At 47.9% G+C, this 19,384-nt stretch carries 17 protein-coding genes; 10 read left to right on the forward strand and 7 right to left on the reverse strand.

Annotation, left to right across the window (positions count from 1 at the left end):
• Positions 1-47: 47 nt before the first annotated feature.
• The 3 genes from C7R93_RS07665 to C7R93_RS07675 are packed head-to-tail and all read right to left on the reverse strand — an operon-like array spanning position 48 to position 3,521.
• Positions 48-1,994 carry a TRAP transporter permease gene (locus C7R93_RS07665; RefSeq protein ID WP_106838264.1) on the reverse strand — a complete coding sequence of 649 codons (1,947 nt, stop codon included), beginning with the start codon at positions 1,992-1,994 and terminating at the stop codon, positions 48-50.
• Complete coding sequence (locus C7R93_RS07670) at positions 1,995-2,528, reverse strand: DUF1850 domain-containing protein (protein WP_106838265.1); 534 nt, start codon at positions 2,526-2,528, stop codon at positions 1,995-1,997. It abuts the gene before it with no gap.
• A gap of 6 nt (positions 2,529-2,534) precedes the next feature.
• Positions 2,535-3,521 carry a TAXI family TRAP transporter solute-binding subunit gene (locus C7R93_RS07675; RefSeq protein ID WP_106838266.1) on the reverse strand — a complete coding sequence of 329 codons (987 nt, stop codon included), beginning with the start codon at positions 3,519-3,521 and terminating at the stop codon, positions 2,535-2,537.
• 166 nt (positions 3,522-3,687) lie between these two features.
• On the opposite strand from C7R93_RS07675, the gene C7R93_RS07680 reads away from it, so the two are divergent.
• The 3 genes from C7R93_RS07680 to C7R93_RS07690 all read left to right on the forward strand — a co-directional run bounded on the left by C7R93_RS07680 (position 3,688) and on the right by C7R93_RS07690 (position 7,095).
• Complete coding sequence (locus C7R93_RS07680; RefSeq protein WP_106838267.1) at positions 3,688-4,971, forward strand: ATP-binding protein; 1,284 nt, start codon at positions 3,688-3,690, stop codon at positions 4,969-4,971.
• Between the two features lie 4 nt (positions 4,972-4,975).
• Positions 4,976-5,917: a response regulator gene (locus C7R93_RS07685; protein ID WP_106838268.1), complete on the forward strand. Its 942-nt coding sequence runs from the start codon at positions 4,976-4,978 to the stop codon at positions 5,915-5,917.
• Between the two features lie 122 nt (positions 5,918-6,039).
• A complete protein-coding gene (locus tag C7R93_RS07690) occupies positions 6,040-7,095 on the forward strand; it encodes a tetraprenyl-beta-curcumene synthase family protein (RefSeq protein WP_106838269.1) in 1,056 nt (351 codons plus the stop codon).
• A gap of 11 nt (positions 7,096-7,106) precedes the next feature.
• On the opposite strand, the gene C7R93_RS30010 is transcribed toward C7R93_RS07690, so the two are convergent.
• Entirely contained in the window at positions 7,107-7,280 is a 174-nt protein-coding gene (locus C7R93_RS30010) for a YlaF family protein (RefSeq protein ID WP_007722723.1), read from the reverse strand.
• Positions 7,281-7,399: 119 nt separating this feature from the next.
• Here C7R93_RS30010 and C7R93_RS07695 point away from each other — a divergent pair, with 119 nt between their 5' ends.
• Together C7R93_RS07695 and C7R93_RS07700 are read left to right on the forward strand one after the other, a co-directional pair.
• Entirely contained in the window at positions 7,400-8,020 is a 621-nt protein-coding gene (locus tag C7R93_RS07695) for a PilZ domain-containing protein (protein ID WP_106838270.1), read from the forward strand.
• 617 nt (positions 8,021-8,637) lie between these two features.
• Positions 8,638-9,750: a PQQ-dependent sugar dehydrogenase gene (locus C7R93_RS07700; protein WP_106838271.1), complete on the forward strand. Its 1,113-nt coding sequence runs from the start codon at positions 8,638-8,640 to the stop codon at positions 9,748-9,750.
• Here C7R93_RS07700 and C7R93_RS07705 read toward each other — a convergent pair.
• Genes C7R93_RS07705 through C7R93_RS07715 form a run of 3 tightly spaced genes read right to left on the reverse strand, consistent with a single transcriptional unit; the run spans position 9,728 to position 13,899 of the window.
• Positions 9,728-10,984: an MFS transporter gene (locus tag C7R93_RS07705; protein WP_106838272.1), complete on the reverse strand. Its 1,257-nt coding sequence runs from the start codon at positions 10,982-10,984 to the stop codon at positions 9,728-9,730. The two genes, C7R93_RS07700 and C7R93_RS07705, sit on opposite strands and share 23 nt — an antisense overlap.
• A 57-nt stretch (positions 10,985-11,041) precedes the next feature.
• Entirely contained in the window at positions 11,042-12,184 is a 1,143-nt protein-coding gene (locus C7R93_RS07710) for a winged helix-turn-helix domain-containing protein (protein ID WP_106838273.1), read from the reverse strand.
• Positions 12,175-13,899, reverse strand: a complete 1,725-nt coding sequence (locus C7R93_RS07715; protein ID WP_106838274.1) for a sigma-54 interaction domain-containing protein — start codon at positions 13,897-13,899, stop codon at positions 12,175-12,177. Before C7R93_RS07715 ends, C7R93_RS07710 begins: the two co-directional genes overlap by 10 nt.
• A gap of 210 nt (positions 13,900-14,109) precedes the next feature.
• Here C7R93_RS07715 and C7R93_RS07720 point away from each other — a divergent pair, with 210 nt between their 5' ends.
• The 5 genes from C7R93_RS07720 to C7R93_RS07740 all read left to right on the forward strand — a co-directional run bounded on the left by C7R93_RS07720 (position 14,110) and on the right by C7R93_RS07740 (position 19,276).
• The gene (locus tag C7R93_RS07720) at positions 14,110-15,030 is read left to right on the forward strand and encodes a proline dehydrogenase family protein (RefSeq protein WP_106838275.1); all 921 of its coding nucleotides are present in this window, start codon (positions 14,110-14,112) and stop codon (positions 15,028-15,030) included.
• A gap of 238 nt (positions 15,031-15,268) precedes the next feature.
• A complete protein-coding gene (locus C7R93_RS30575; protein WP_244191470.1) occupies positions 15,269-15,493 on the forward strand; it encodes a DNA glycosylase family protein in 225 nt (74 codons plus the stop codon).
• 119 nt (positions 15,494-15,612) lie between these two features.
• Complete coding sequence (brnQ, locus tag C7R93_RS07730; protein WP_106838276.1) at positions 15,613-16,947, forward strand: branched-chain amino acid transport system II carrier protein; 1,335 nt, start codon at positions 15,613-15,615, stop codon at positions 16,945-16,947.
• 194 nt (positions 16,948-17,141) lie between these two features.
• Entirely contained in the window at positions 17,142-17,840 is a 699-nt protein-coding gene (locus C7R93_RS07735; RefSeq protein WP_106838277.1) for a response regulator transcription factor, read from the forward strand.
• Positions 17,840-19,276 (forward strand): sensor histidine kinase, encoded by a 1,437-nt coding sequence (locus C7R93_RS07740; protein ID WP_106838278.1) that lies wholly within the window; start codon positions 17,840-17,842, stop codon positions 19,274-19,276. Before C7R93_RS07735 ends, C7R93_RS07740 begins: the two co-directional genes overlap by 1 nt.
• The last annotated feature ends 108 nt before the right edge of the window (positions 19,277-19,384 follow it).

The following is a 19,384-nucleotide window of genomic DNA, read 5'->3' on the forward strand; positions in this document are numbered from 1 at the left end:
ACCTGAAGGGGAGCATATCAAACGCAAAGGAGGGCTTTTGTTATGTTTCACAGTGTTGTTTGCACAGATTGTTTTTGCTTGCGGGCTTTGAAATACGACAAGGAAAAAACGAGCCCCAGTAAAATAAAACCGGCGATATCCGTTTCGATTCCAGGGATGACCGCGAGCACGCCACCTGCAACTGCGAGGATACGTTCCAAGACGTTTAGCTTGGACATCCAGAAGCCGATTAACCCTGCTCCCACGCCAATCATCCCAAGCGTTGAAGTCAGCATAACCCAAATCGATTCCAGCAAGGTGGTATTAATCAGCAGCAAGGCTGGTGAGATGACGAAAATATAGGGAGCCATAAAAGCCGCGATTGATAGCCGCGTTGATTCTACGCCTGTCCGGATTGGTTTTGATTTGGCAATGCCTGATGCGGCGAAGGCAGCAAGCGCAACTGGCGGCGTGATGTCTGCCACGATTCCGAAGTAGAACGTAAACATGTGTGCAGCGATATCTGGTACACCCAATTGAATGAGCGCAGGGGCAGCGATGGTAGAAGTGATGATGTAGTTTGCCGTCGTAGGTGTTCCCATGCCCAAGATAAGCGATGCGATCATCGTGAAAAACAGCGTAAGGAAAAGCTGACCGCCAGCCAGATCAATCAAACCGTTTGCCAGCTTCAAGCCGATCCCGGTCAACGTAATCGTACCAACGATGATTCCGGCACACGCAGTTGCGGCCACGACTCCGAGAGCCATTCTGGCACCTGAGGCAAGTGCTTCTAAAATATCAGCAATAGACATGCGGGTTTCTTTGCGGAAGGCTCCCACGATAATTGTGGAGACGATACCGATAATCGCGGAGCGTTCGGCTGATATGTTCATCATCAAGGCTGTAATAATGATCACGATGGGGAGGAGCAAGTACATTTTTTTCAAAACTTCTTTTTTGTTCGGCAACTCTTCCTTGGAGAGTCCGCGCAATCCGAGTCGCTTTGCTTCGAAGTGCGTCATAATCCAGATGCCCACGAAGAATAAAATCGCAGGAAGAATCGCTGATTTGGCAATTTCCAAGTAGGGAACACCGATGAACTCCGCCATTAAAAACGCAGCAGCCCCCATGACAGGCGGCATGATTTGTCCACCCGTAGAGGACGAGGCTTCCACCGCCGCGGCAAATTCGGAACGATAGCCGAGCCGTTTCATCATCGGGATGGTAAAGGCGCCGGAAGTAACCACATTGGCAACAGAGCTGCCGCTAATCGTTCCTTGCAGGGCGCTGGAAAAAACGGCGACCTTCGCAGGACCGCCAATTCGTCTGCCTGCAATGACCAGCGACAAATCGTTAAAATACTCGCCGACCCCTGTTTTTTCGAGAAACGCCCCAAACAGCACAAACAAAAAGATAAAGGTAGAGGAAACAGCGAGTGGTGTACCGAGAATACCCTCTAGTGTGTAGTAGCTGTGTCCGATAATCCGCTCGACATCACTGCCGCGATGCTCCAAAAATCCAGGCATGTAAGGTCCGAAGTAAGTGTATAAAAGAAAAATGGTGGCGATTAGAGCGATTGGGATTCCGACGACTCGTCGTGCAGCCTCCAGAACGAGCACGATGGCAATGCCACCGACCACCATATCCATCGTCGTATAGTTACCTGTTCGGGTCACGAGTCCTTCATAGTCAATGACCCAATACAGTGATACGAAGACACCTAACAGTGCGAGAATCATGTTCAAGATTCCGATTTTGTTATTTTTACCTTTGGATGTCCCCGCATATAACAGATAGACAAGTGCCAGTCCGAAGGCTAAGTGGATCGGACGATGAATCTGGGGAGGCAGCGTGAAGAAAAGCGTGCTGGATAACTGGTACAGAGAGAAGAGAATAAGTAGACCAAAAGAGATCCACTTCATGGGACCCGCGAGCTGGCGTGTGGCTGATTCTTTGTCGTATTGCGCGATCAGCTTATCCATCTCTTGCTGGTTCATATTCGTTGTTGTACTCATCTAGTAACCTCCTAACTCGCTAAGAATGGATCGCTTTTCTGCCTGAATCGTGATGGCTTCTCCCGGCTTGTCGATCAAGCTCAACGGAATGTCCTGTCCAGCGAAAAGCAACGTATGATTAGCCCGTACTTGCCCGATAAATAGTCGTAGAGCAGGAAAAGAGCGCTGCATATTGCGAATGTGGAATCGTCCATCAGCCAGAACCAGCTCCTCTCCAGGAGCCAATTCATTTTCCATGCCGATACCGTAGTCGTGAAAGCTCATCTCCGACAAAATAATTTGACCGTTCACGATCCGGTATTGCTCCTCGATTGTTGAGCGATGAATGGAATGAGTCCAGCGGATACCAAACGTAGCTTCATCCTGGATGTTGGCACTCCAAACCACCTGATTCGACTGTGTATCTCGGATAACCAGAGCGGGAATCAGCGGAATAGAGATGCCTGCATACATGACAATGACGAGAAGAAAGAAGGAGAAAAGGCGGAACAACGTCCGCCCTCTTCCCTTTGTTACTGCCTTTGTAAAAACCATTTGGCTTTACTTCACGCCTTTTTCGTCGAAGTACTTTTGCGCACCTGGGTGAACAGGGATGCTGACGCCGTTCTTCACGTTCTCCAGCTTGATTTCCTTGGCTTTGGCGTGACCGAGCTTGTCGCTGTTTTCAAAGATCGCCTTTGTTACTTTGTACACGAGATCTTCACTAAGATCGGAGCGAATCAAGAGCATCGATTTGACGGAGACGGTGGTTACTTCTTCCGGAACGGTTTGGTACGTATTGGCAGGGACTGTTGTTTTCACGTAGTAAGGGTATTTGGCGATGATCGCATCGATTTTGTCCGCGTCAATGGGAATAATTTTTACTCCAGTTGTCGCTGCCAGCTCCGTGATTGCAGCGGTAGGCGTTCCAGCAGTTTGGAAGGCAGCATCCAATTGACCATCCTGAATGGCTTTGGCTGAGTCAGCAAAGGAGAGGCGCTGGAGCTTGGTATCTTCAAAGGTCAAACCATATGCTTCCAAAATTTGCTGAGCATTCACTTCTGTGCCGCTTCCGGGAGCGCCTACGGATACACGTTTATCTTTCAAATCGGCAACGCTTTTAATATTGCTGTCAGCAGAGACGACGATTTGGATAGTCTCATCGTAGAGAGCGCCCAATGCTTGGAAGGCCTCAATTTTACCGTCCTGCTGGAACATGTTTGTTCCTTTTGCCGCATATTCGGCGATGTCGTTTTGTGTGAAGGCGATGTCCGCTTTTTTATCGCGAATGAGACGAATGTTTTCTGCAGAAGCACCAGTGGCTTGTGCAGTAGCGGTGATGCCAGCGTTTTTCGTAATATGGTCTGCCATGCCACCGCCGAGTGGGAAATAAGTGCCGCCTGTACCGCCTGTTGCGATAATTAATTGGGAGGGATCTGCGCTTCCTCCACCTGCACCTCCTTGTGCAGAGTTGTTGCCGCCACATGCCGTCATGAGCGACATGGATAGAAGCAGAGTGAGCGAAAGAAGAAAATGACGCTTGTTCAAGACAATTCCCCCTAGTCAAAATGTTCTGTTTATACAGCTTTCTTCGGCATTGTAAGGGGAGGTCTATAAAAAACTACAAAAATCTATAGAAAAATATAGTAAACTAAGAAATAATCGTTAACGTCTTTTTGATCAACTTCTTATGAGGAAGTGCGGGCAACCTTTTATGAGAGAGACTATTTCGATCCTGCTGCTTATGCTCATTGCTGTACCGATTGCTGGGGAGCTCAAGTTTCACCCGTTTCAAGATGATTTTCGCATCAGTTTTGGTACAACGGCTTTTTTCTTTTTTTTATTGTGGCTGCGTCCCTCTCTCCTGGCGGGGATATTAACCGGATTAATTGTTGTTCTATTTCGAATAGTCTTAGATTTCTTGTCTGGGGACGTTTTTTCGTTTCTGTCATCTTTTCAGATGCACTTCCCTGCATTTTGCTATTATGCAGCCTTTGCTTGTCTATTCTCGCTCTTTCGCGTTAATACACTACATCATCGACCGCTTTGGGTGGGACTGTTGGGGACAATCGCAGAAATAGCAGCCAATTTGGTAGAGCTGTCCTTCCGTGCTGTGTCCTGGGAGGGAGTCTTTCAGCTGGAGGTCGTAGGGCCGATTGCAGTCATCGCCTTGATACGCAGTTTTTTTGTCCTTAGTTTTTTCAATATGATTCAGCTGCGTCAGGCGAAATGGATGGAAAAACAGCAGCGCAATCGAAACGAGCAAATGTTGATGCTCATCTCCAATTTGTACGAGGAATCTGTTCATCTAAAAAAGACATTGCATCAGGTTGAGGACATCACGCGCAACTGCTATGAGCTATACCGCGAGATGAACGAGGTGGAACGCGAGGATGGGACGAGCAAGCGATACGCGAAGCGTCTGTTGTCTCTTGCCGGACAAGTGCATGAAGTGAAAAAGGACAATCAACGTATATATGCAGGCCTCTCCAAGCTGATTTCTGACGAGAACGAACGAGACTATATGCCACTGGGCGAATTGATCGGCATCATTGTTCAGGCGCAACGAAAGTACGCGAGACTGTTGGAGAAGGACATTCAGTTTGAGACAAACGTGGAGGTGCCGTATCTCGCTTGCCACATTTACACGACACTCTCACTCATCAACAATCTGGTCGGCAACAGTGTAGAAGCAATCCGTGATCGGGGGATGGTATCGATCGTTGCTTTGATTGACGAGAGTCGTGAATGGATTCATTTTGGTGTAACCGATGATGGGCCAGGCATTGCGGTGAAGGACAAGGAGCTCTTGTTCATGCCTGGGTTCACTACCAAATACGACGTATCAGGCAAGCCTTCCACGGGGATTGGGCTATCATACGTAAAGGAAGTGACAGAAAGTCTCCAAGGAATGATTGATATATCCGAGGACTCGCGCGGACAAACGACACACTTTTGCATTCGCCTGCCAATCGCAACTCTGATTCAGAAAGGGTGACCTGATGCGCTACTTCATCGTGGACGATGATCCTGCGATTCGATTCATGCTCGGTCAAATGATTGAGGATGCTGATTTGGGAGAGGTATGTGGAGAAGCAGAGGATGGCTCACAAATTAACCACGATTTTTTAAAGTGGAAGCAAGTAGACATCTTGTTGATTGATCTTTTGATGCCCAATCGGGATGGCATTGAAACCGTGCGCCAACTGGGGCGGCGTTATACAGGCAAAATTGTCATGATCTCGCAAATCGAAACGAAGGAGATGATCGCTGAGGCGTATGCGACAGGGATCGAATACTACGTGACCAAACCGGTAAATCGACTGGAGGTCATCAGTGTTCTGCAAAAGGTACGGGAACGCATATTGCTCCAGCAATCCATCGAGGGTATTCAGCGGTCACTTTCCGTCTTGTCTGGCAGTATGAACGTGACGGCAGCTCTTTCAAAAGACGCATCGTATCCTGAAAAAGGCATCTTGTCCTCCGCACGGTTTCTCTTAACCGAACTGGGGATGATTAGCGAAAAAGGCAGCAAAGATTTACTCGACATGATGGATTGGCTCTATCGCTGGGAGAAGGAAAGCGATGGGGAAGTGAATCTCCCACCTTTACGCGATATTTTTTTGGCGATTGCTGCCCGCAAGCTGGGAAAGGGAGTGACGGTCTTGATCCAAAAGGAAACGAAGGCCGCTGAGCAACGGGTTCGCAGAGCCATTTATCAGGCATTAACCCATTTGGCTTCCCTCGGGCTGACTGATTACAGTAATCCCAAATTTGAGAGCTACGCGACCACGTTCTTTGATTTTACCGAGGTGCGAAAACGCATGCTGGAGCTGGAGAATCAGATGGAAATGACAATCTCTTCTACTCGTATCAATACCAAAAAGTTTATTTTTGTGCTCTATATGGAGTCCAAAAGGCGAATTGGTGTATTTCAGGGCTGACTTTTGGAGTGGGCATCCAAATATGATAAGATGTTTCTATTGGTCATGAGCGAGGGCTACGATGTAAGCTGGTAAAAGCTTGGGAATGTCTCCGTTTACCATTTGTTTTGGGAGGGAAGTAAGTGAGCGAACTACGTAATCCATGGCAGCTACTTTACCGAGTCTATCGTCATGTGCAACCTGTTCTGGAGCGAGAGTTTGCGGCCTGGTACAAAAGAGCACAGGCGATTCCCAATCCCGAGCTGAGAAAACAGGCACAAGACAGCATGGATTCCAAAAAGTTTCACTGCCAAGGAGGATGTGTTTATGCAGCACAGGTCATCCCGCATGTAGAGACAATTGTCCCGCTGATTGTCGCCTACCAAACAATTAGTGACTACTTGGATAATCTGTGTGATCGCAGCACATCACAAGACCCGCAAGACTTCCGTCAGCTCCACGTGTCGATGCAGGATGCACTGACACCAGGCGCGCCCTTGCGAGACTATTATTTGTACCGCGAGGATAAGGATGACGGCGGCTTTTTGGCTGGGCTGGTTCAAACCTGTCAACGGCATGTCGCACAATTGTCAGCCTATGAAAAAATCCAGGCAAAGGTACTCGAGTTTTCTTGTTTGTATAGCGATTTGCAGGTATACAAGCACATTGCTCCCCATTTGCGCGAGGATCACTTGTTGACGTGGTGGGATCAATACAAGGAACGCTATCACGATTTGCACTGGCAAGAATTTGCAGCTGTCACAGGTTCGACTATCGGGATATTCGCTCTTTTTTGCTTAGCGACTGATCCAGATGTAAGGGAAGAGCAAATTCAAACGGTAAGTGAAGCTTACTTTCCGTGGCTGTGCGGATTACATATTTTATTAGACTATTTAATTGACCTGGAAGAAGATAAAATGGGTGGAGATTTAAACTTCGTGAGCTATTACGATTCAGAACGAATAGCGACTGAACGCTTGCAACTTTTCATAGAACAAGCAAAGGCAAGCGTTAAACGCTTGCCAAATCCTGCATTTCACCGTATGATCGTGGACGGGCTAGTCGCGTTTTATCTCGCGGATCGCAAGGTAAATCGGAGCCAGCCACACATTTATTCTATCGCTAGACAACTGCTGAAGCAGGCCAAGGGCTTGCCTTCTGTCCTGTTTTATGTGAACAGTTTACTTGTACGGCGATAACGGAGAAGAGGTTAGCGCATATGCTTGCGCTTGTACGAAAAGCCAAATCCCATCAACGAGAAGGCAACAACGATACAGCCAAGGATACCGAGGGGGCTTTTTTCCCCAATGGCAATGCCAACTCCGATGAGACAGGCGGTTACCAAAAATGCCAAAGCCAGTGTTACCAATTGATAACGATTCATCGGTCTGTAACCTCCTATCTGTCAATGTTCCCATTATACCTTATTTTCCGCGAAAAGCATCCAGGTAAAGATTTCGGAAATCCCGGTAATATATTTGTGCGAAGTGGTGGAGAACGCAGATGGAAAGCATAATACAAATTAGAAAAGGGAATCGAGTGATAGAAGGTCATGTTACCTATGAAGAAGGGGACTTGATCGAAGCCGTATTTCCCGGCCCATTGGATGTCACTGTAGGGGACCAGATCCCTTGTCTATTGACGGCTGATTATGAAACGATCAATACGTTTGAAGCCGTAGTCGTGGCTAAGGACAAAAATCGCTTGTTTTTGTTCCACTCTCCAACAGCTACTGAGTTTCGGGAACAGCGCAGACGCTATCCCCGTTTTGACATGGAGGTTAAGGGCTGGATCCAGTATCCGACGCAGGAGCCAGACTCATTTTTTTCTGTTTATAGTCAAATGGTGTACTTGGTAAATTTGAGCCTGGGAGGCTTGGCATTCCGCTCAGACAAACATATTCCTGCGGATCAGCAAATTGTCTTTTCCTTTGAATTGTATGGTCGCAATCGCCCGGATGGGGTAGTGAAAACTGACCTAGATATCATTCATGAACGAATAGAGGGCCCGAATTATTTTTACGGCTGCACAATCAAAGGAATCAATGCACGTCATTTTCACAATTTGCGAAAGTACATTTTGCATCGACAAATCGAGGAACGAAGACAAGTGAATATCGAGTAGGTCTTTTCGTGAATTGGTTCAATGGGGACCAATTTTTTTTTGCTCTTTTTTGGTTAGTGGCTGTAGGGGAGGGAAGAAGCGGATTTCCAGTCTACGCTTGGCCTACGCCCTGCCGGGAGGCGGGGACTGTCCGCTGCGGAATGAATGTCGGGAGCGCTTCAAACGTTGAAGTTTCAAGGGAGTATTTCATAGGTGAAGCTGAAAACCCCCGCCATTCATTCCTTCGCTAAGTAGGGCTCCAGAGGCGCTTGGACTGGAAATCCGCTTCTTCCTACGCGGCTTCAGTCAACCTTTGAAAAGGCATCAAAGAGGAAAAAAGGACAAAGAACAACGAAAAGACCTCTCTGATTAACTACACAAACGTTCTAAAAAAGCTGGACGCCCACCTCAGCTGTGGAAGCACGGTGATATGTTTGGAAGGAGACCGCCCGAACGAAGAGAGGATATAGGCGACTGGAAAACATGTCACCGGGCTTCGGCCCCACCACAACTGCTGGAAGGCATCCAGACAGGTTTTTGCGCAACGAAAAAAGGAACATAAGCGTTAATTAGCGAAACTTTGTCTAAAATGCTGCCTGATTCGTACTGAACAAATCGCGTAGGGAGGAAAACGTGGGATGTGGAAAAAGTGGATGGTGTGCGTGCTTACCTTGATCTTGAGTATGCCGATTGTGGCCTGCGAGGTGAATCCTGCAACAGAATCGCAGCCAGCTCAACAGTCTCTTCCATATCGGATGGAGGTATTGGCTGATCAATTGGATGTGCCTTGGGCGATGGATATAGCCTCCGATGGTCGGATCTTTTTCACAGAGCGACCAGGCAGAATACGTGTGATCCAGTCAGGCAAGCTGCTCCCAGAGCCGCTCATCTTATTCCCGGCCCCGTTTGTCAGTGAGGGAGAAGGCGGGTTGTTGGGTCTTGTGCTCGATCCCGATTTTGCGAATAACCACTACTTGTACGTTTACCATACATACAAAGAAGGAGGCGCGACTTACAATCGTGTTCTGCGACTGCGTGAAACAAATAATGCTGCACAGATTGACAAGGTACTCCTCAACAAAATCCCGGGAAGCTCGATACACAACGGCGGTCGAATTAAAATCAGTCCCGACCAGCGTCTCTATATCACGACAGGCGATGCGCATGTGCCGATGCTTGCGCAAGATCGGGCAAGCCTCGCCGGAAAAATTTTGCGCATCAATCTGGATGGAAGCATTCCTGCCGACAATCCTTTCTCCGGCTCCCCTGTATACAGCTATGGACATCGCAATCCGCAAGGCATCGCATGGCATCCGGCTACAGGGATACTCTACAGCTCAGAGCACGGCCAAACTGCACAAGATGAGATCAATCGGATCGAGCCGGGCGCAAATTACGGCTGGCCGGTCATTTCCGGTGAACAGCAAAAAGAGGGGATGAAAACCCCCCTCCTGCAAAGCGGTGATACGACATGGGCTCCTTCTGGCATGACGTATGTATCCAAAGGGCCGTGGAGTGGACAACTGCTCGTAGCGAACCTCAGGGGCAAGCAGTTACAGAAAATTAGCTTGGACTCTACAAGACCCGATACAGTATTGAAGGCTGCCGCTTTGTTCCCAGACGAGTTCGGACGACTGCGCGATGTTGTCGAAGGAAAAGACGGCACACTCTATTTGTTGACCAGCAACCGCGATGGTCGTGGTGATCCGAGAGAAGGCGATGATAAAATTATCCGACTCGTTCCGATCTAGCCGTAGCGATATCAACAGCCACGTCTTTTGTGCGATTCCCCCAAATCCATCGCTGTAAGAGAACAGCAGCTCCGCCAATCGCAGCGATTAACAATCCGACCCACAAAAAAGCGGTGTTTGGACCCCAGATGGTCATGATGACGCCACCGAGTAACGGAGCAATAATGAAAGTGGCGCTCGTCAATGAATCGATAATTCCCCTCACTCGGCCATGTGCTTGCGGGGGGCTTTCTTTTTGTACCAGATAATTGGCCCCGACTGAAGTCAGACCTGTTCCTACTCCAGCCAATAATGCTGGAATCAGCAGCCAATACATCCCATCACCTGGCTGGAAAAATCCAATCCACGAGAAACAAATCCCGATGAGCAAAACTCCGCCGCCCAGCACCCACCCATAGGAACGAATTTCTTTTAAGCGTTGAAGCAAGGTGACGGTGACAAGTGCGCCTAATCCAATGACACTGACCGTAAACCCGAGCATTTCCGGATTGTCGGGTAGCTTCTCGCGGAAGATCACGGGAAACTGTGTATCCGCCAACTGAATCGCCAACGAAGTAACGGTTGCGAAGATCGTGCTGAACAACAGGACACGGTTTTGCAAAAAGATGCGCCAGCCCTCTTGCCATGCTTGCAGGTAAGGGAGAGGCTGCTCCTCTGCGGATGGACGAAACAACGTATTCTCAACTTTACGAATCGTAAACAGAAATCCAGTAGAGAGAAGGAAGGTCGAAGCATTAATCATCAGACAAATGGCGGGTGCAAAAACGGCGGCTACCAACCCTCCGGCAAGTGGACCGATCAATTTCCCCATTTGGTATACGGCTCCATTCAAGGCAGAGGCTTGTAACAATTGATTTTCAGGTACGATTTGACGCGTCAAGGTCTGTTGCGCCGGATCATTGAATACAGAGGCACCTGAACGCAGGGCAATGACCACTAGGAACCAGAACGGAGTAGGCATGGCAAGCAGGAGTAGAGTGAGAGTAGCCTGAATGATATTCATAGTCATGATCATACGTACCTTGTTCACGCGATCTGCGAGCACCCCGGCAAACTGTCCGAGCAAAATGCTTGGAGCTGCATAGGCAACGGGCAGGAGGGCCATCGTCATCGGATCAACCTTCCACACAAACCCCAACAGGATGGACACCGCAATAAAATCAAACCAATCGCCAAGCGTAGACAGTCCGTAAGAGACGAATAGCGTGCGAAACGTTCTATTTTCTTTTAACAAAAAAATCCCTCCATTGATCTGTTATCTCGATGATAAAAGGGATTTGTCAGAAGAATATCAGATAGGGGAAGAGATGATGGCAAGAATCTTTTTCTGCAAGTAGTCGAACTTGTACTCATCGGATAAATCTGTCCACATTTTTCTGTATTTGCGTTCCCATTCTGCGTCATAGCTGAAGCTCTTTAAGAACAACAAAATACTTTGTACAGCATAAATCAGGTGAGGAACGAACTTGGTGGCACGGACGACTTCGAGTCCCTCGTCGACCATGCGGCGCGCTTTGGCAATCTCCTGTCGATGGTACAGACAAAGCCCGCGAGCAATGGTAAAGCTACCAAGTTCGCGCTGCATGGGGAGTGTTAGCAAGATGTCATCTGAGCGTCGAATCACTTCCTCCGCTGCATCTACCTGACCCATTAGCAGATACAGGAAGGCTTCTTCCGCTTGAAGAAAGAGGTGAAAGCCTTTTGAATTTACTTTGTCGACAACCTCTCTGGCGGGTAACAGTTGTTTTTGGGCTTGCTCCCATTGTTGCGCATGAGCGTATACGCCGACTGCATTGATCTTCATCTCATCTTGAAAAGTAGCAGGCATGCTTTCCAGATTTCTCATTGCCCATTCAAAAACTTCTATCGTTTTTTGTGAGTCCAATTGTGTCATATGGTACAAATGGAACCAATAAAACAGCTTATCTGATTTAGGAGTTGCTTGATCCTCAATAAACCAGATGAAGTCACCGACAACAAACCGCAAATAGGTAGCATAAAAAGAGTCCATTTGGAAGCCGAGCACTTGCTGATTCGCATAAAGCATCTGTAAAGCGGCCCCCATCCCCATGCCATGGTAAGTGGTTAGCATCTTCTGGATGTTCTCAGAGAAATCGCTGTTCAATACCGTTGGACTAAGCGACTGCTGCTCTTTTCGTGTAAGCCGATAGCCGACTCCTCGGACCGTATCAATCGTGAGCAGATGAGACCACTTTTGCAATTTTTTCCTCAAGCGGTAAATGTGATCGTCGACAGTACGGTCAGTAGGCTCTTCCAGCGGCCAAACGCGATCCAGCAAATCACTTCGTGAAAAGGCCCGGTTTTTCCATGTGTACAGAAATTGAAACAAGGCGTATTCCTTTGGCAAAAGGACAATCGTTTCCCCGGCATAATGGATTTGAAACGTATCATCCGACCATGTTATCAATCCCATTTGAAAGACTCCTCGTTTATATTGAACTTTTTCATTTTATTGTATAGAGTGCCGCGTGATACGCCGAGCAGCTCGGCTGCTGCTTTTTTGTTGCCGTACGTGCGCTCCAACGCTGCCAGAATGCGATCTTTTTCGTTCACAGGTTGGGAAGGGTGCGCGATCGACGGACGTATGATTGACGTCGGAGTCGGCTGCGCATACGTTCCCCCAATCGGCGTGAGTACAGAAACGTGTGTGGATTCTGCGTGACTGCGAATGACAGACGGCAGATGCTCAGGCAAAATAACGCCGTTTTCTTGCAAGATCGACAGACGTTCGATGACATTGCGAAGCTGTCGGATGTTTCCAGGCCAATGATACTCGAACAACGCTTGCATGACCTCGGGCGATATACGTGGTACGGAGTGGTCATGGGCGACCGAATACTCATGAATGAAAATTTGCACGAGCTCTGGCAAATCCTCGCGTCGTTCGCGCAGTGGCGGGATTTCCAGAGAAAAGACGTTCAGCCGATAATACAAGTCCTCGCGAAAACGACCGTCTGCAACCATTTGCTCCAGCTGTCTATTTGTCGCCGCTACGATCCGCGTGTTGACGGTGATCGGCTCTGTTCCGCCTACACGGTAAAACTGCCGTTCCTGTAAGGCGCGAAGCAGCTTGACCTGCAATTCTAGCGGCAGCTCGCCAATTTCATCGAGGAAAAGTGTCCCGCCATGCGCCAGCTCTAGCTTGCCAGGCTTGCCTTTTTTCTCGGCTCCGGTAAAAGCCCCGCCTTGATAGCCAAACAGCTCACTTTCGAACAGAGCTGCGGGAATGGCACCGCAGTTGATCGCAATAAACGGTTTCTCATGTCGGCGACTTGCCTGATGAATGGCTTTGGCAAACAGCTCTTTCCCGACGCCGCTTTCTCCATAAATCAGCACAGTCGCATCCGTCTGCGCTACTTTTTTTGCGGAACCAATAGCGGATTGAATCGAAGCGGAATGCCCCTTGATCGCATAAAAAGGATCGTCCGCTGCCTGAAACCGACTCATCTCTTGCTGTAAATTGTGGAGATGGGCAGTCGTATGTGCCAATTCTTCATTAAGACGAACCAGCTCGGTAATATCCTGTTCAATGGAAATCGCGCCGATAATCTCACCCTCGCGGCGAATAGGTGCTGCATTAATGAGTACATGACTATCTGGACGAGGAATGTGATAGACACGTTGAACAGATGTCCCTTGACGCAGCGCATCGAGCAGGCGGATCGATTCACTCTCGAAGTGCTCATCGAGAGAAGTTCCGACGACTTGGGCGCGATCGATTTCATAAATCGTTTCTGCTGCCCGATTCCAGTGTTGGACGACATTGCGAGAGTCAACGATGGTGACAGCCTCACTCATCGTATCCATCAAGGTACTGAGCAGAGCAGACTGGTTTTGGGTCAACACGACAAAGGCAGTCATGAGCTGGTATGGCTCGACCATTCCCGTCGGAGTGCCTTGTTCATCCACAATGACGAGTGTCGGCAGATCGGAAACGCTTGGGCCAGCGAGAATGTGGCTGATGGATTGTTCTAGCGTAGTGGTAGGAGAGACGATGACTACTCTGCCCTTTCGTTCTTTATCAACCCATTCACCTAGAATTTCACTTGTGCGTATTTTGAAAATATCAGGTGGAATCGGAATCGCAAAGGAAGAGAGTGTACTGTCCAGCGAAAATAACGGTTTCAAATCGTCACCTCTTATCCAAACTAACAGGAAAAGGGATCGTCCCTGTTGTAAATCGACTATATCTAATCAAAAGTGTACAAGAATAAACACGCAATGTACATATGTGTTTAAAATGTGATGTAGACATCACGATAGCGCTTACGAGAATCAGTTGGCACGGTTCATGCTAGTAGAAGTGGACAGAGTACGTTGAGGAGGAGACAGTCAACGATGGAACAAGCTATGAAGGATTTCTTTCTATTTTTATCCAAAAACAAAACCTTAAATTCTGCTGCGAAAAAGTGGGGTCTACGCTTCGGGGCGAGCCGCTTTGTATCCGGTCAAACCATTGCGGAGGCAATCAACGCCGTACGCAAACTAAACCAGCAAGGCCTCGTGTGCACGCTGGACCATCTGGGCGAATTCGTGTTCAGCGTAGAGGAAGCAAACGAGTCAGCTGACTATTGCATTAAAACGCTGGAAGCGATTCACCAATCCGGTGTTGATTGCAATCTTTCGTTGAAAATGACTTCGCTCGGTCTGGACATCAGCCGTGAGCTGTGCATGGAAAACATGAGACGCATTTTGGATTCGGCTAAGAAAAATGGAAACATTTTCGTTCGTATCGACATGGAGGACTACGCACACAATCAAGTGACCATGGAGATTCTGAACGAATTACTGCAAGAGTACGACAACGTCGGAACCGTTATTCAGGCATATCTCTACAAAGCAGCGGACGATATCGACAGCCTGAAGGACAAAAAAGTGAACTTCCGTCTCGTAAAAGGAGCGTATAAAGAGTCTCCAGAAGTCGCTTACCCGAACAAGCCAGATGTAGATGAGAACTACAAAAAAATCATCAAGCAGCACCTGTTGAATGGTGGTTATGCTGCTGTGGCAACCCATGATGACAACATCATTGATTTTGTGAAAAAGCTGGAAAAGGAACACAATATCCCGCGCACACAGTTTGAATTCCAAATGCTGTATGGTATTCGCACGCAGTCCCAAATTGACTTGGCTCGCGAAGGCTATAAAATGCGCGTATATGTACCATATGGAAATGACTGGTACGGATATTTCATGCGCCGTTTGGCAGAAAGTCCGGCAAACGTAAAATTTGTTCTCAAAGGGATGTTTACGAAATAAGGTTTGCGAAGTATACTTGACACCTTCGGGGATTCTCCGGAGGTGTTTTTATTTTATCTGGAAAGGCAATAGTCTTGCGAATTGTTCGATTATTTCGCTTACTCCTCCGTATTCTTTTGACCGATTGCTTCGGCGTCTTGAGACACATCCAGATACGCAGATACGAGTGAATAAAGAAAATCATAGCTGACCGTACGTCATCGATTTCGCTCGTGCCATTGTGAATGAAACGGTAGATTTGGAAAGACTATGGACAATGGGTGACGAGGAAATCGTTACTTACCTCACTTCGCTGCGAGGAATTGAAAATGGAATTGTTCACCTCTATGGTATGAAATCGAAGCCAAATGAAAACGATATTCGCAAGATAGGGGAAAAGTGGACTCCATGGCGTAGTATCTACAGTCTGTATATATGGGAAGCAGTGGGGGCGATCAAGAGAAAAGAGGTCTTTGAACTGTAAAAACTTTCATTTTTAACAAAAGTTCAATAATTTTAAAAAATTAAAGGTTGAATAGTGAGTAAATTTTAAGTTATACTAATGAAAATTTTATTTTATTAAACAATATTGAGAGGATTCATATGAAAGAACTTTCAACGAAAGAAACAATTACAATTGGTTTGATGCTGTTTGCCCTATTCTTTGGAGCAGGGAACATGATTTTTCCGCCAGCGCTGGGACAAGCTGCAGGAGATAATGTTTGGATCGCGATGGTCGGCTTTTTGATTACCGGTGTAGGTCTGCCTTTACTGGGAATCATTGCGGTAGGTCTGGCGGGTGGTAATTTGCAAACGATGGCGTCAAGAGTCCATCCGATGTTTGCAGTAGCGTTCACCTTTATTGTTTATCTGTCGATTGGGCCATTCATGGCAATTCCGCGAACAGGTACCGTAACGTTTGAGATGGGCGTGTTGCCATATTTGCCTGAAGCGATGAAAGGCAGTTGGATACCGCTATTTCTGACAACTATCGTCTATTTTGCCATCACCTTCTGGTTGAGTCTGAACCCGAGCAAGCTGGTGGATCGAATCGGTAAAATCTTAACACCTGCTCTCTTGATCATCATTGGTCTGATGTTTGCCAAATCACTCATTTCTCCTTTGGGTGAAGTGGGACAACCGACAGGCGCCTATCAGGATACAGCGTTCTTCAAAGGCTTTGTCGAAGGCTATCTGACGCTGGATGCATTAGCTGCGATGGTATTTGGTCTGGTAGTAACAACGGCTGTTCAGGATAGAGGCATCATCGATCGCAAAAAAGTGATGTGGTCCACGATCAAAGCCGCCGTCCTTGCTGCAACTGGACTTGGACTCGTATACCTTGCCCTCAGTTATTTGGGAGCGACCAGTGTATCGTTTGCAAAATCGGCAAATGGTGGACAGATTTTGACTGGAGTTGTGCTGCAATTGTTCGGTCCGTTAGGCTCGCTCTTGCTGGGAGCCGCTGTTACGCTTGCTTGCCTCACCACTTCAGTTGGTCTCGTCACAGCGTGCAGTCAATTTTTCTCGAGTCGTATTCCTAGCATCTCCTACAAGAAAATGGCTGTGATCCTGTGTGTATTCAGTGCTGCGGTAGCAAACGTAGGCTTAACACAGCTGATTACCTTCTCCGTGCCTATCTTGATGGCGATTTATCCGCTGGCGATCGTACTGATGCTGCTGACGTTCTGCCATCGATTGTTCAATGGACATCGTGCCGTATACGTTGGCGCGATCACTGCAACGGCTGTCATCAGTGTGTTGGATGGCGCTTCCCAGCTTGGACTGTCTATCGACTCTCTGACGCCAATCCTGGAGCAATTGCCTTTGTACAAGGTAGGAATTGGATGGCTGGTGCCAGCCTTTGCAGGCGCACTGTTAGGGTTGTTGTGGGCGAGTCTCACACGCAGTGTCCCGATTGTAAGAGAAACGAAGTAAAGAATAAGAGCGAGTGGGCTATGGGTCCACTCGCTTTTTTCATTGTCGCACACGAGTTTGTCCTTCTTTTACCAGCTAGATAGGACTTCTATCCGTCCACAACATGGGTGATCTATGTTACCATGGAAAAACGTAAATTGTCAGAACGGCATGTTTCATTCTATGTCGTTTTGGAAGAAGGGAGGTTATTGGCTATGTTCACGATGAAAGTCTTGGTTGCCGATGACGATCCAAACGTACGCGAAATTATTCGCCTTTATTTTGAAAAACAACAAATCGAGCTCATCGCAGCAACGGATGGACGAGAAGCTCTTGAGATGATGGAAAAGGAACAGCCGGATGTGGTCATTCTCGATGTTATGATGCCGCAGTTGGACGGCTTTGAAGCATGCCGGGAAATCCGCAAGAAGTGGGATACGCCGATTATTATGCTGACGGCAAAGGATGAGGAGTTTGACCGTGTACTCGGCTTGGAGCTCGGAGCGGATGATTACGTGACGAAGCCGTTTAGTCCACGCGAGATCGTTGCTCGTATCCGTGCGATTATGCGCAGATTGCAGCCAAAGCCAAAAGCGGAAGATGAAGCAGTGCTCCGTACCTTTGTATTTGATCAATTGACGATTGATCTGGATAAACGGGAAGTGATCGTGGCCGGGGAAAAAGTAAGCTTTCGCCCAAAGGAGTTTGATCTGCTCGTTCAACTCGTCAAATCGCCGGGAAGCGTATGGTCGCGGGAGCAATTGCTGGAACAAGTGTGGGGGTTTGATTATTTTGGCGATGTTCGAACGATCGATGTTCATATTAAAAAGATCCGACAGCGTTTAGATAAGCTCCCTTATGAATGTATTCAAACGGTATGGGGGATCGGCTACAAGTTTGGGGTGGATAACTGATGCTAGGCATGTCGAAGAGTATCTACCGTAGACTGCTGGTCAGCTTTTTGGCTACCGTTTTGGTGGGGCTGGGGATTACAGGTATCGTTCTCTCCTTTTTTACGAAAGAGTACATCTACAACGCGAAGGAAGAAGAGCTTTTGCGGATGGCGAAAAAAGTGAATGCCGCCATCCATAACAGCGATGAAGTAAACAAACGGCTCTTGGACAAGCTGGCGATGCTAGACGAGTCATTTGATACCCGGATCTGGTTATTTGATACAGAAGGGAAAATTGTCGCGACCTCGATGAAGGATGAGATGCTCACGGGCAAGTCCGTGGCAGTTTCCATCGCAGATAACGTGCTGAGCGGAAAAAGCGCGGTAACCGAGCTGCAAATCGAAGGTCTGGATGACCCGATGTTGTCGGTCTCCGTCCCGTGGGGCGAAGGCGAAAGCGTTTATGGCGGAATTATTTTGCACGCGCCGATTGAAGGAATTGAGAAAACCTTTGGTCAAATGCGCGAGTCGATTCTGTGGGCGACTTTGTTTGGGGTGCTTCTTTCTACGATCATGGTTTCGTATTTGTCATGGTCAATCTCTCGTCCCTTGCGAACCATCGAGAGAACAGCGGCTGAGATTGGTCGCGGGAATTATGCAGAGCGCGTCGAGGTCGATACGTCTGACGAGATCAGCGACTTGGCGCAAACGATCAATACGATGGCACAGAAGCTGGAGAAGGTCGAGCAGGAGCGTCATCATCTGGAGCAAGTGCGCAATGATTTTTTGGCGAATGTCTCCCATGAATTGCGTACGCCTCTCACCGCGATCCAAGGCTTTCTCGAGGCGTTGCAGGACGGCTTGGTAGAGGAAGAAGAGGCGCGACAGAAGTATTACGCTGTGATGTACACCGAAACGATGCAAGTGAACCGCCTGGTGGATGACCTGATGGACTTGATGAAGCTAGAGAACAACGAAGTGAATCTGGTCAAGTTTCCCGTCGATGTAGCAGATGTAATGAATCGGGTTGCTTTTTCCTTCCACCAAGAAGCAGAGGAAAAAGGGCTTCGCATGGGAGTAGAGGTGGAGGACGAGCTACCGAGAATTTATGCCGACAAGGACCGGATCGCGCAAATTCTGAAAAATCTGGTGAAGAATGCGCTCAAGTTTACGGCTGAAGGCGAAATTCGCATGCGTGCTGCAATGGAAGAGGAATATGTACAGATTCAAGTGATCGATACAGGGATAGGGATTGCAGCAGATGATCTGGACCGCATCTGGGAACGTTTTTTCAAAGTGGATCGGGGACGCTCCAAGAACAATAAAGGGACAGGGCTTGGGCTTGCCATTGTTAAAGAGCTAGTTGAGTTGCATGATGGCAAATGTAGAGTAGAGAGCACGCCTGGGAAGGGCAGTACTTTTACGATAAGGCTTCCAAGGATTAAGCCGGAGAATTAAGTCATGATTCGATCAAAATGATCATGGTCATACTTTTTTCATAATTTGATCATCGTTTTTTCCCACTTTCCTTACAGAATGGTTATCTTTACCCGTTACGATATAGGT

Source organism: Brevibacillus fortis (assembly GCF_003013395.1).
Lineage (GTDB): Bacteria > Bacillota > Bacilli > Brevibacillales > Brevibacillaceae > Brevibacillus > Brevibacillus fortis.

What these genes read in the sequence shown, in the direction of transcription:
- C7R93_RS07665 (WP_106838264.1), bottom strand. Translation starts at nt 1,994, where the DNA reads ATGAGTACAACAACGAATATGAACCAGCAAGAGATGGATAAGCTGATC.
- C7R93_RS07670 (WP_106838265.1), bottom strand. Translation starts at nt 2,528, where the DNA reads ATGGTTTTTACAAAGGCAGTAACAAAGGGAAGAGGGCGGACGTTGTTC.
- C7R93_RS07680 (WP_106838267.1), top strand. Translation starts at nt 3,688, where the DNA reads ATGAGAGAGACTATTTCGATCCTGCTGCTTATGCTCATTGCTGTACCG.
- C7R93_RS07685 (WP_106838268.1), top strand. Translation starts at nt 4,976, where the DNA reads ATGCGCTACTTCATCGTGGACGATGATCCTGCGATTCGATTCATGCTC.
- C7R93_RS30010 (WP_007722723.1), bottom strand. Translation starts at nt 7,280, where the DNA reads ATGAATCGTTATCAATTGGTAACACTGGCTTTGGCATTTTTGGTAACC.
- C7R93_RS07695 (WP_106838270.1), top strand. Translation starts at nt 7,400, where the DNA reads ATGGAAAGCATAATACAAATTAGAAAAGGGAATCGAGTGATAGAAGGT.
- C7R93_RS07700 (WP_106838271.1), top strand. Translation starts at nt 8,638, where the DNA reads ATGTGGAAAAAGTGGATGGTGTGCGTGCTTACCTTGATCTTGAGTATG.
- C7R93_RS07710 (WP_106838273.1), bottom strand. Translation starts at nt 12,184, where the DNA reads ATGGGATTGATAACATGGTCGGATGATACGTTTCAAATCCATTATGCC.
- C7R93_RS07720 (WP_106838275.1), top strand. Translation starts at nt 14,110, where the DNA reads ATGGAACAAGCTATGAAGGATTTCTTTCTATTTTTATCCAAAAACAAA.
- brnQ (WP_106838276.1), top strand. Translation starts at nt 15,613, where the DNA reads ATGAAAGAACTTTCAACGAAAGAAACAATTACAATTGGTTTGATGCTG.
- C7R93_RS07735 (WP_106838277.1), top strand. Translation starts at nt 17,142, where the DNA reads ATGTTCACGATGAAAGTCTTGGTTGCCGATGACGATCCAAACGTACGC.
- C7R93_RS07740 (WP_106838278.1), top strand. Translation starts at nt 17,840, where the DNA reads ATGCTAGGCATGTCGAAGAGTATCTACCGTAGACTGCTGGTCAGCTTT.